Origin of the sequence: Rahnella sp. NRRL B-41462, from assembly GCF_003263525.1 — a bacterium.
Taxonomy (GTDB): domain Bacteria; phylum Pseudomonadota; class Gammaproteobacteria; order Enterobacterales; family Enterobacteriaceae; genus Rahnella; species Rahnella aceris.
The window spans coordinates 25803-36485 of record NZ_JYDF01000040.1 but is presented as its reverse complement, the minus strand read 5'-3'; the positions used below and the strand labels follow the sequence as shown (position 1 = coordinate 36485).

The 10683-nt window shown below is 51.7% G+C and carries 10 protein-coding genes; 4 read left to right on the top strand and 6 right to left on the bottom strand.

From position 1 onward, the window contains the following. Window positions 1-38: 38 nt before the first annotated feature. Window positions 39-545, bottom strand: a complete 507-nt coding sequence (locus UC14_RS11170) for a phenolic acid decarboxylase (protein ID WP_112197704.1) — start codon at window positions 543-545, stop codon at window positions 39-41. 145 nt (window positions 546-690) lie between these two features. Here UC14_RS11170 and UC14_RS11165 point away from each other — a divergent pair, with 145 nt between their 5' ends. Continuing rightward, window positions 691-1587, top strand: coding sequence for a LysR family transcriptional regulator (locus UC14_RS11165; RefSeq protein ID WP_112197703.1), 897 nt, complete (start codon window positions 691-693; stop codon window positions 1585-1587). Window positions 1588-1622: 35 nt separating this feature from the next. Here UC14_RS11165 and UC14_RS11160 read toward each other — a convergent pair whose 3' ends face one another. Then, the gene (locus tag UC14_RS11160) at window positions 1623-3257 is read right to left on the bottom strand and encodes a phosphoethanolamine transferase (RefSeq protein ID WP_112197702.1); all 1635 of its coding nucleotides are present in this window, start codon (window positions 3255-3257) and stop codon (window positions 1623-1625) included. A 362-nt stretch (window positions 3258-3619) separates the two neighbouring features. Here UC14_RS11160 and lpxA point away from each other — a divergent pair, with 362 nt between their 5' ends. Next, entirely contained in the window at window positions 3620-4408 is a 789-nt protein-coding gene (gene lpxA, locus UC14_RS11155) for an acyl-ACP--UDP-N-acetylglucosamine O-acyltransferase (protein WP_232829669.1), read from the top strand. Window positions 4409-4451: 43 nt separating this feature from the next. Here the strand turns inward: lpxA and UC14_RS11150 are convergent, their stop codons facing one another. From UC14_RS11150 to UC14_RS11135, 4 genes are all read right to left on the bottom strand, one after another. Further along, window positions 4452-5474: a DUF2891 domain-containing protein gene (locus UC14_RS11150; RefSeq protein ID WP_112197701.1), complete on the bottom strand. Its 1023-nt coding sequence runs from the start codon at window positions 5472-5474 to the stop codon at window positions 4452-4454. 12 nt (window positions 5475-5486) lie between these two features. Continuing rightward, window positions 5487-6434: a DUF979 domain-containing protein gene (locus UC14_RS11145; RefSeq protein ID WP_370447463.1), complete on the bottom strand. Its 948-nt coding sequence runs from the start codon at window positions 6432-6434 to the stop codon at window positions 5487-5489. Then, window positions 6434-7123, bottom strand: a complete 690-nt coding sequence (locus UC14_RS11140; protein ID WP_112197699.1) for a DUF969 domain-containing protein — start codon at window positions 7121-7123, stop codon at window positions 6434-6436. Before UC14_RS11140 ends, UC14_RS11145 begins: the two co-directional genes overlap by 1 nt. Window positions 7124-7458: 335 nt before the next feature. After that, the gene (locus UC14_RS11135; protein WP_112197698.1) at window positions 7459-8118 is read right to left on the bottom strand and encodes an epoxyqueuosine reductase QueH; all 660 of its coding nucleotides are present in this window, start codon (window positions 8116-8118) and stop codon (window positions 7459-7461) included. A 184-nt stretch (window positions 8119-8302) separates the two neighbouring features. Here UC14_RS11135 and UC14_RS11130 point away from each other — a divergent pair, with 184 nt between their 5' ends. Both UC14_RS11130 and UC14_RS11125 read left to right on the top strand, forming a co-directional pair. Then, window positions 8303-9313, top strand: a complete 1011-nt coding sequence (locus UC14_RS11130) for an AI-2E family transporter (RefSeq protein ID WP_013575242.1) — start codon at window positions 8303-8305, stop codon at window positions 9311-9313. 206 nt (window positions 9314-9519) lie between these two features. After that, window positions 9520-10578 (top strand): NAD(P)-dependent alcohol dehydrogenase, encoded by a 1059-nt coding sequence (locus tag UC14_RS11125; protein WP_112197697.1) that lies wholly within the window; start codon window positions 9520-9522, stop codon window positions 10576-10578. Window positions 10579-10683: the final 105 nt, after the last annotated feature.

The window sequence follows — 10683 nt, the reverse complement described above, 5'->3', positions numbered from 1 at the left end:
GTCATGACTGCGGTTTTTTTATGTCTGCGGGTTAACGATTAACGCAGATTGTCCGGGAAGTTAGCCGGTAACTCGCTGGCAGCGCAGTCGATCACGGTGTCATTGTCGGCGCCGCAGTCACGGACGAAGGTAATGGTGGCGAATTCGTCGATGACTTCAGTCGGATAAGCGGGTCCGGCATCGCGGTAAGCATTCATCAAAGGAATATGTTCGTTCTGGAAGCACACGGTTTTTTCCGGATTGTTCATGATCCAGCGTGGGAAGAAAATGGTGCCGTGGAACACGCTGTCCCCCAGATTCACAATCAGGCTGACATCTGTACCGGTCGGTTCTGTCCAGGAAATTTTGTACACATCAGAAGCCACACGCACGATATAGGCTTTCTGGTCTTTCACCCAGCGGTTACCGACCAGCCCGCTATGGATGCGGTAATCCAGCGTTTCGGCATTTTTCACATAGATTTCATAATTCCAGCCGTTGTCGTAAGTGTAAACAACGTGTTTGCCGATGAAATTGCTCAGGTCATGTTTATCAAAGTTGCTCATGGTAATTCTCCTTAACGCAGTAACAGGTGAAATGTTTTGTTTCGATGAGGAGAATATTACGCGCTAAAAAATTGATAAAAAAACGCTGATTTCAGATGGAAATAATCTAAAATTCCGATGTGTTTTACCTAAAGGGAGTAAAAATATGGCACTTCCACGCACCACACTTGAGCAGTGGGTGGTATTACAAACGGTGATTGAACAAGGAAGTTACGCGCAGGCCGCAGAGGTACTGAACCGCAGTCAGTCTTCCGTCAGTTATGCCCTGAGTGGGTTACAGGAACGTCTCGGTCTGCCGTTGCTGGAGATTCATGGCCGTAAAGCGACGCTGACGGAACAGGGGCGGGCGTTGCTGATGCAGGCCACGCCGCTGATTTCCGCCTTTTTGCAACTTGAGCACCGTGCCGCCGGGCTGAAAGACGGGACGCGCACCGAACTGAGCCTGGTTGTCGACAGTGTCTTTCCCAAATACCGTCTGTTTCGCGCACTCAAAAATTTTCAGCAGCAGTTTCCCGATACCCGTGTTCATCTGACAGAAATTCTGCGCGGCGAAAGCCTTAAGCAATTAAATGAACGATCAGCGGATTTATACATCACCACACTGGCACCGGAAAATGCGATACAGGGGCGCTTCCTGCTCGACGTGGATTTTGTGCCGGTGGCCAAAAGCGATCATCCGCTGATGAGCCTCACCGTTCCGCTGACTGCGCAGGATCTGGCGCGTTTTCCGCTGATTAGCGTGGCCGACCGGCACGCGCCGCGTGCAGAAAATGTGTCATCCGGCCCTGTTGCCAGCTGGACATTCACCACCGTCGGGGCCGCGATGGAAGCCATTGCGGTGGGCGTGGGGTACGGCTGGCTGCCGCTGGAAAGTGTGGAAAAAGCGCTGGAGAGCGGTTTGCTCCGCCGACTGGAATTATCAGCCAGAACGGTGCGGCAAACGGCTTTGTATATGGTGATGGATAATGAATCTGAGCGGTTTGATAAAACGGTCAGCACGCTGGCAAAAAGCATTCTGACGGAGTGCGGTTTGCTGCCATAACGTTCTGGCAGCAAACCGTTTCAACAGGGGCGTGATTACCTTTGTGATGTACGACAGGCTGCCAGAATATCCAGTTGCGGATCACGTTCCGAGGTTTGCACGTCCATCGCGCTCAGCACGGTGTGGAACAGGTTATCCTGTGAAACGTCTTTGTTCACGGCATACGATTTCAGGCATTGCAGATCAATTCCCTGCGCTTTCACATAACCGCTGGATAACCAGAACAGCATCGGCACGTGTGTCTGTTGCGCCGGTGCCACGCTGTAAGGCGTGCCGTGCAAATACAGGCCATTTTCACCCAGCGATTCGCCATGGTCAGAAAGATAAATCACGGCCACGTTGTACTTATCCTGATACTGCTTCGCCTTCTCAATCACCTGCGACACCGTGTAATCCGTGTAAAGCAGGGTATTATCGTAGGTATTCACCAGTTGTTCCTGAGAACAGTTTTCAATATCGCTGCGCGGGCAGTCAGGCATAAACTTACGGAATTCCTGCGGATAGCGTTTGTAGTACGTCGGGCCGTGGCTGCCGATCAGATGTAAGCCAATCAGCGTATTTTTGCCGTCAGGTTTGATGTCGTCATCGATATTCTGCATCAGCGCCATGTCGTAGCAGGTATCGCCATCACAGTATTTACCGTCTTTTTTTGTATCGATGGTGATATTCGGCACACGGTCGCATACGCCTTTACAGCCTTCATCATTGTCTTTCCAGAACACCGAAACACCGGCTTTATGCAGGATATCCAGCAAGCCTTCACTGTTACGGGCGCGGTTGGCGTCGTAGCGGGTGCGCTTCATATCCGAGAACATGCACGGCACAGAAATCGCCGTTGCCGTGCCGCATGACGTCATTTTATTAAAGAACACCACGTCAGGAATAGCCTGTGTGTACTGATTAGTCGGTTTGGCGTAACCCTCAGATGACTGATTTTGCGCCCGCGCGGTTTCCCCAATCACCAGGAACACCAGATTTGGTTTCTGCCCCGGTTGCTGCACCAGTTTTGCATCGTTGCCAATAGTCTGGAACGGCATTTTCGGCGTGAAGTAACGGTGATTGATGTACTGGAACGCGCTGTAGAGGTAGTTTGTCGGCACAATTTCCAGATTCAGGGTGCGGTTGTTACGGCCCACAGAGGCGTAATCTTTGTAAAAAATCCCGGCAATGGAGGCGACCACCAGCAATGAAATCACCATCGACACCAGACGGACACCGAGACGGCGTAACGGCGTTTTTTCATAGCTGACCGGTGTCAGGAAAAGCAAAATAGCGGGCAAAACGCCGGTGAAGACAAACCACAGTATCACTTTCAGATTCAGGTAAGACGACGCTTCAGCCGATTGCGTCTCGAGAATATTTTCGATCATGCCGCGATCAAATACGACCTGGAAGGTCATCATCGCAAAACTGGCGAGGGCACTGACCGGCAGCACGATAATAAAGAACGGCTTAAGCAATGGACGAAAGCTGAAAGGGGTGAACACAAAGTTCAGTGCGGCAAACAGCGCAACCGGAATGCTCAGGGCAAAAGCCAGGTTGTACGCGGGCAGTGCATGTAAGATGTGATAAAAATGCAGCAAAATCGGCAGATTAACGATAAAGGTAAAATACAGGGTCAGCAGTAAAGTCAGCGTAAAGTAGCTAATCTTCGGGAATATAGAGCGCAATGAAAACTCCCAACAGGATGGTGGTAGCAGCGTTGATGTGAGGGAAACATAACGTATAGAAACGAATATCCAATAGAATATTCATCCAAGCTTAAGAAAGCCTTAATCTACCTGTCATAAAATTTTCGTTATGCAGCGTTTCCGAAAAGGTTCAGAAAATAAAAAAAATATAAGAGACCGCCTTTTCGATCCTGAAGCCTTATGCTGTGCGGTGTAGCGATGCGGATGTTCAACGAAACACTCCCCTTTGTTTAAACCTCTCTGAGTGCGTTTCCCTCCGCTCATTTTGATCTTTCCCTGATTATGCCTGTCCGGTTTAATTCACTACTGACTGCCTGCTGGCTGTCAGAAGGATGTTCGTGTTGATTTCATCTTCGGCCACAATTGCGGCCAGCAGTATCATAGAGCCAGGTGTCATTATCGGCCCGCGAGTGGTTATCGGGCCTTTCTGCTTTATTTCCGCCGGTGTGCAAATCGGCGAAGGAACACACATTTCTTCTCATGTCGTTATCAACGGCAATACCAAAATTGGCACGGATAACCAGATTGGCATGGGCTCATCCATTGGCGAGATCAGCCAGGATTTGAAATACGCCGGAGAACCCACCGGGCTGGAAATCGGCAATGGAAACCGCATTGGCCGCCACGTGACACTGCATCGCGGCACCGTGCAGGGCGGTGGTATGACCCGGATCGGGCACCTGAATGTGTTTGAAGGGGGCGTGCATGTCGGCCATGACTGTCAGATAGGAAATGCCACGTTTATCGGCGAACACAGTGCTCTGGCGGGGCATGTTTCATTAGGCAGTGATGCCCGGATTGATGCCCTGAGCGCGGTGCATCAGTTTTGTATTATTGGCACGGGCGTCCATCTCCTTGCTAATACCTGTGTGGTGCAGGACGTGCCGCCTTTTGTGATAGCGGGGGGAAATCGCGCGGTGCCGAAAGGGATAAACGAGCAGGCAACGGATTTTTGCCGGGCCGGAAAAGCGCAGCAAAATGTCATCCGCTATCTGTACGATTTGCTTTATCACCAGCCGGAATCGGTGGAACGGGTGAAGGGGGAAATTGAGCAGCTCAGCGCGGAATATCCGTTACTGTGCCACTTCAATGCATTTTTCCTCGATTCAGCGCGCGGGATTATTCGCTAACGATTTCACGGTAACCCTGCGGCTGAACAGAGGAAGAGGACTGTCAGGCTTCGAGTGCCAACAGGGCAAAGGTCGCCAGCCAGTGTTCGCCCATGTAGGTGCTGTCGAGATGGTTCAGCGCGCTGTGCAGATGGGCTTCTGCCGTCTGGCGCAGCAAGGCCGCACGCGGATCGCCCGCTGGCAGCGCAGAGGCCAGCGAACGCTGACACCAGGCGCGGCTGAGATTCAGTCCGTCCAGATGGCCAATTTTACCGTCACTGCGGTCAGTGACCGTGGCGGGGGTGAAAAGCGTGGCAGGCTGACTGTGAGCCAGATCCGGCAGGAAACGGCCAAACCAGGTCACAAATGCTTCGCCCGGCAGAACGCGCCGCATCAGTTCAGCCTCCATCAGGGAGGGTGACAGGAATTCATCACCGCCCGGTTCCCACGCCTGACAATGCACATCTTGCAGATGCCAGCGCAGCGCCGTTTCTTCGATCAGTTCTGCCAGTTTGTGATGCTTAACGCAGCTCGCATAATCAAGCGTTAATGCCAGCGCAAACGCGGTGTTGAAATGGCTGCCGACCCGCAGGGGATAGGTGGCTTTGGGCAAAAACTCACTAAAACTCTTTTCGAAGAACCGGCTCATCGGCGCCAGCGTTTTTGCCCATTCAGCAGCCTGCGGCAATGCCATCTCATGCAATTGCTGGCTCAGCGCCAGAAACCACGCCCAGCCATACGGTCTTTCAAATCCGGCATGTTGCGGTTGTTGCAGATAGGCCATTTCACCGGCGACGTTTTCTGGCGTGAAATGCTGGCCGATCACCGCAATGATTTTTTCAGCTTCCGGTAATTGCGGAAAACGATCCAGCAGGCGCAGCAATAACCAGTATCCGTGCACGCAGGAATGCCAGTCATAGCTGCCGTAAAAGACCGGATGTAACTGGCGTGGCGTTTGCGCATCTGCCGCGCTGCTCATGGCATGCATGAGTTTGTTCGGGAATTCACGGGTTAAATGATTCAGCGCCAGTGAGGCAAAACGGGACGCCATCTCTGGCGTCAGGGCGGTACTTTGTTGCGTCGTCATCGTCTTTCCTTATCAGAAACGGAACACAAAGAAATACATAAACGCGGTATTCACCAGCAACAGCAATACACCGGTTTTCCACTGCGCTTTAATCACGCCATTCTTGTCCTGCAATTCGAGCAACGCCGCAGGCACGATATTGAAATTGGCCGCCATCGGCGTCATTAAGGTGCCGCAGAAACCGGACAACATGCCGATCGCGCCCATAATCGCCGGATTTCCACCCAACTGGTTGACGATGAGTGGCAGCCCGATCCCCGCGGTCATCACCGGGAAGGCGGCAAAACCGTTGCCCATGATCATGGTGAAAAGTGCCATGCCGGAGGTATAGGCAATCACAATCGCCAGCGGTGAGCCGAGCGGAATGATGTTTTTGACCAGTTCCGATACCACGCCACCGACCCCCGCCAGCGCAAACAGCGCGCCGAGTGCGGCCAGCATCTGCGGCAGAATAGCCGCCCAGCCGACGGTATCCATCGTCTGTCCGCCCGCTTTCACGGCTTTGACCGGCGAATCACGCAGCATAACCAGCGCCACAATAAAGGCCACCAGCGTGCCGAGTACCAGCGAAATCAGCGTCACGTTTTTGGCTTCCACCAGCGGCGTGTATTTCAGCGTCAGGGTGCCGATCAGGGTCACAATCGGGATCAGCAGGGCGGGAATAAACAGTTTGTTGCCGAAGCGTTTTGCCCCCGCTTCGCGTTTTTCGACCTGTCCGGGCTGCTCACTGTCTGATTTGCCTTTACCCAGTTTCCCGCTACCGGCGATGACCGCCAGTAAAATCGCCATACAGCCGGTCACGAAGTGCGGCAATTCAGCGCCAAACAGGAAAGTGACACCGTAAATGCCCCAGAACAGCGCGTTGACATAACGGCGGGAATGGCTTTTATCGCGCACGTTGAAGAACGCATAGGCGCAGAACATCAGGCCCGCAAGAATATAAACAGTCTGCAGGTTAATCATTTCGCTGCACTCCCGTGATGAACGTCGAGGCGTTTAGCCAGCGAGCGGTCAAGCAGCCATAACCGTATAAAGTGGATAATCAGCGCAGCAATGGCGGTAGGGATCGCCCAGACAGACAGATGCAGCGGTTCAACGTTAATGCCGTACTGTTCCAGAAAACCTTTGATCAGCAGGATAGATTGCACGGCAATGAAAATGTCTTCACCGAAGAACACCGCCACGTTATCGGCGGCTGCCGCGTGAGCACGGATTTTCTGTCGCACATCATTAGGCAAATCGCCGTATTTGGTGGTGGCCGCAGCTTCAGCCATCGGCGCTATCAGCGGGCGAACCATCTGTGCATGACCGCCCAGCGAGTTAAGCCCCAGTGCGGCGGTCATCTGACGCAGGAAGAAGTACAGCATCAGCACACGGCCGGTAGTGGCGGCATGCACTTTGGAAATCAGATGACGGGCCTGTTCTTTCAGGCCGCTGCGTTCGAGGATCGCGATCACCGGCAGTGTCAGCCAGATCAATCCCATATAGCGGTTATCGGTGAACGCTTTGCCGAAGGCGCTGATGATGTCGATGGTATGCATGCCGCCCGCCAGACCGGTAGAAATACCGGCCACGGTCACCACTAATAAAGGATTAAACCGCAGTGCAAAACCCAGCACGACGATCGGAATACCAATTAAAACCCACATATTTTGTCCCTCAATAATGTTGTGTTTGTTTTATATTTTTAATGGATCTGAACAGCGCTATACGCGGGTAATAACTGCGTGTTATTACTTAGAATTAATGCGTATATAAAAAGCGTGAGGCGGAAAGTAACAAGCGTTAACGGTGAACGCAAGATGCAAAGGCAGGGGAGGTCATAGGAAATTATTCTATGAATCTGATGTTTAGCATTCTGACGAAATAAATAACTGGTATGGAAATAGTGACTGGCGTATCTGACAGGGCGCGGGCGAAATAACAGAATAAATAACCCGGCCTGATGGACGGGTATAACAAAAAGAGAGGGGCTGGGGCGGGGTTATTCGCCGTCTTCGTCGCCGTAATATTTCACACCGAGTTTGATTAAGTCCCGCCCCTGAGATTTACGGTGTAAGTTGCTGTCGCGCAGGGAATAAACACAGCCGCAATATTCCTGCTGGTAAAAGCGTTCGCGTTTGCTGATTTCAATCATGCGCGCAGAGCCGCCTTTTTTACGCCAGTTATAATCCCAGTAAACCATGCCCGGATAAGGCGCCGCCGCGCGTTCGCCACTGCCGGTAATTTGCTTCATGTCTTTCCAGCGGGAAATCCCCAGACAACTGGTGATGGCGCTGAAACCATGTTCAAAGGCGTATAACGCCGTACGTTCAAAACGCATGTCAAAACACATGGTGCAGCGCACGCCGCGCTCAGGTTCATTTTCCATGCCCTTCGCCCGCGCAAACCAATTATCGGTGTCGTAATCTGCATCAATAAAAGGAATGCCATGCTGTTCGGCAAATCGCATGTTTTCTTCTTTGCGCAGAAGATATTCTTTCTGCGGGTGAATATTCGGGTTGTAGAAGAAAATTGTATAGTCGATCCCCGATGCCTGAATGGCTTCCATCACTTCGCCCGAGCAGGGTGCGCAGCAGGAATGCAGTAATAATTTATCGTGCCCTGCAGGCAGGCTCAGTTTATCGCGGATTAATTCAGACATACTTTTCTCCAGACTCTCAGATTTTCTTTACGACTTTTTCAGGGGGGATAATAAAAGAACCTCCCCGCCAGTCAAAATTTTCTTAACTGTTTAACTTACCGGAGGATTGTGCGCTGGCGTTCAGTGCTATGATGTGACCACGTCAGGGCAAAGCCCGGTGAACAGAGATTTAAGGATACAGGCAATGCAGATTATGAGATCGAATCAAATTCGCTGGCTCAGTGTGTTGATTGTGATGGGCGGGCTGTTACTGATTCTTCCTCTTCATTTACTGGCATGTTTTATTGCCGGTTTTTTAGTGTTTGAACTCATCAATGCGCTTACCCCGTACTTTCAAAAAATCATCAGTGGCGAACGTGCCCGCTGGGTGGTGGTGGCCATTATCGCGACCCTGGTGATCAGTTGTCTGACGCTGGCGATTGCGGGCATTGCGGATTTTCTGATGGAGGATATGCGTAATCCGGTGGCGTTTAACGCCATGGTCTCGCATCTGCTGACAGACGCACAAAGCCGTTTATCGCCGGTATTACTGCATTATTTACCGGCGAATATTGAAGAGTTGCAGCGCAGTTTCCTGCAATGGCTGCGTGAACATATCGTGATGATTCAGGCCGTTGGCAAGAATGCTGCCCACGTTTTCCTGACCATGATTATCGGTATGATCCTCGGCGCGATTATCTCGCTTCAGCAGCCGCGCAAGGGCGAACTGAACGCCCCGCTGAAAAAGGAGCTGTTGCAGCGGATGCATTTGCTGGGTGAAGCCTTCCGTAACGTGGTCTTTGCGCAGTTCCAGATTTCCCTGATCAATACCGTGCTGTCAGGTATTTTCCTGTTTGGCATTTTACCGCTGTTCGGCATTCATCTGCCGCTGGCAAAAACGCTGGTTGTCGTGACCTTCGTCTGCGGGTTGCTGCCGGTTATCGGTAATCTGATTTCGAATACGCTGATTTTCATCGTCGGCCTGTCGCTGTCGCTGTGGGTCGGCGCGCTGGTGCTGGCGTATCTGATCATCATCCACAAAGTGGAATACTTCCTGAATGCCCGCATTGTTGGCAGTCGCATCAAGGCGAAATCCTGGGAGGTTTTACTGGCGATGCTGATCTTCGAGGCGGCGTTTGGCATACCCGGCGTGGTCGCTGCACCTATCTATTACGCTTATCTGAAAAGCGAACTGAAAGAAGCGGGTCTGATTTAATCCTTTCTTAAAACGTGGCGCTTTGCGGGCAAAGTGCCACTGTTTAGTCTCTGCACAATCCCGCCTGAAAATCCTGAAATAAACAGATTCAGGCAAGTAATGGCGAGGATCGTTATATCAGTAAGTCATCTTAAACCGTCATAATTTTGCGGTGCCTGCCTTTTCTGCGGGCATGAAGTATTCCGTAATCCAATCAGGAGATAAAAATGACGCTTAACGTTCGTGGTTTCGCTGCACTTTCAGCGGATGCGCCTCTTGCGCCTCATAATTTTGTTCGCCGTGACCCGCGTGATACCGACGTTGTGATCGACATTCTGTACTGCGGTGTTTGCCACTCTGACATCCACCAGGCGCGTAATGAATGGCATCAAAGCATTTATCCGATGGTTCCGGGGCATGAAATTATCGGACGTGTGAAACAGGTTGGCGCGAAAGTCTCTGGCTTCAAAGTGGGCGATACCGTCGGTGTCGGTTGTATGGTCGATTCTTGTCAGCATTGTGAATCCTGCGCGGAAAGCCTGGAACAGTACTGTGAAGAAGGCGCTACCATGACCTATAACAGCCATGATCGTCATGACAATATGATGACCTACGGCGGTTATTCCGAACAAATCGTGGTTTCAGAAAAATTCGTTCTGCGTGTTTCTGAAAAACTGGACATCAAATCTGCTGCACCGCTGCTGTGTGCCGGTATCACCACGTATTCTCCGCTGAAACACTGGAAAATCGGTAAAGGTCACAAAGTGGCTGTGGTGGGCCTGGGCGGTCTGGGTCACATGGGCCTGAAATTTGCCAAAGCACTGGGCGCAGACGTGACGCTGTTCACCCGTTCCAAAGGCAAAGAGCAGGAAGCTTACCGTCTGGGCGCGGACCACGTGGCGCTGTCTACTGATGAAAAACAAATGGCCGCCGTAAAAAGCCACTTCGATTTCATCCTGGACACCGTGCCTAATCCACATGATCTGAACCCGTATCTGGACACGCTCAAACGTGACGGTACCCATATTCTGGTCGGTTTGATTGAGCCAGTCGAGCCTGCGCTGCACAGCGGCAAACTGGTTATGGGCCGCAAAACCGTCGCCGGTTCTTTGATCGGTGGTATCGCTGAAACCCAGGAAATGCTGGATTTCTGTGCTGAGCATGACATTTCCTGTGATGTGGAAATGATTGACATGCAGGACATCAACGGCGCGTACGAACGCATGCTGAAAAGCGACGTGAAATACCGCTTTGTTGTTGATATGGCGTCATTGAAAAACGCCTGAAAGGCCGTATTGCTCTGCGTTGATTAAATAAGCAGCTAAATAGCGACCTGATGTGCCTGTCCGGCTTACGACTCTCTGTGTAGAAGAACCCGGCAGGGCGGGCGC

Coding starts and splice junctions, on each gene's coding strand:
- UC14_RS11170 (WP_112197704.1), bottom strand. CDS start 545: ATGAGCAACTTTGATAAACATGACCTGAGCAATTTCATCGGCAAACAC.
- UC14_RS11165 (WP_112197703.1), top strand. CDS start 691: ATGGCACTTCCACGCACCACACTTGAGCAGTGGGTGGTATTACAAACG.
- UC14_RS11150 (WP_112197701.1), bottom strand. CDS start 5,474: ATGACGACGCAACAAAGTACCGCCCTGACGCCAGAGATGGCGTCCCGT.
- UC14_RS11140 (WP_112197699.1), bottom strand. CDS start 7,123: ATGTGGGTTTTAATTGGTATTCCGATCGTCGTGCTGGGTTTTGCACTG.
- UC14_RS11135 (WP_112197698.1), bottom strand. CDS start 8,118: ATGTCTGAATTAATCCGCGATAAACTGAGCCTGCCTGCAGGGCACGAT.
- UC14_RS11130 (WP_013575242.1), top strand. CDS start 8,303: ATGCAGATTATGAGATCGAATCAAATTCGCTGGCTCAGTGTGTTGATT.
- UC14_RS11125 (WP_112197697.1), top strand. CDS start 9,520: ATGACGCTTAACGTTCGTGGTTTCGCTGCACTTTCAGCGGATGCGCCT.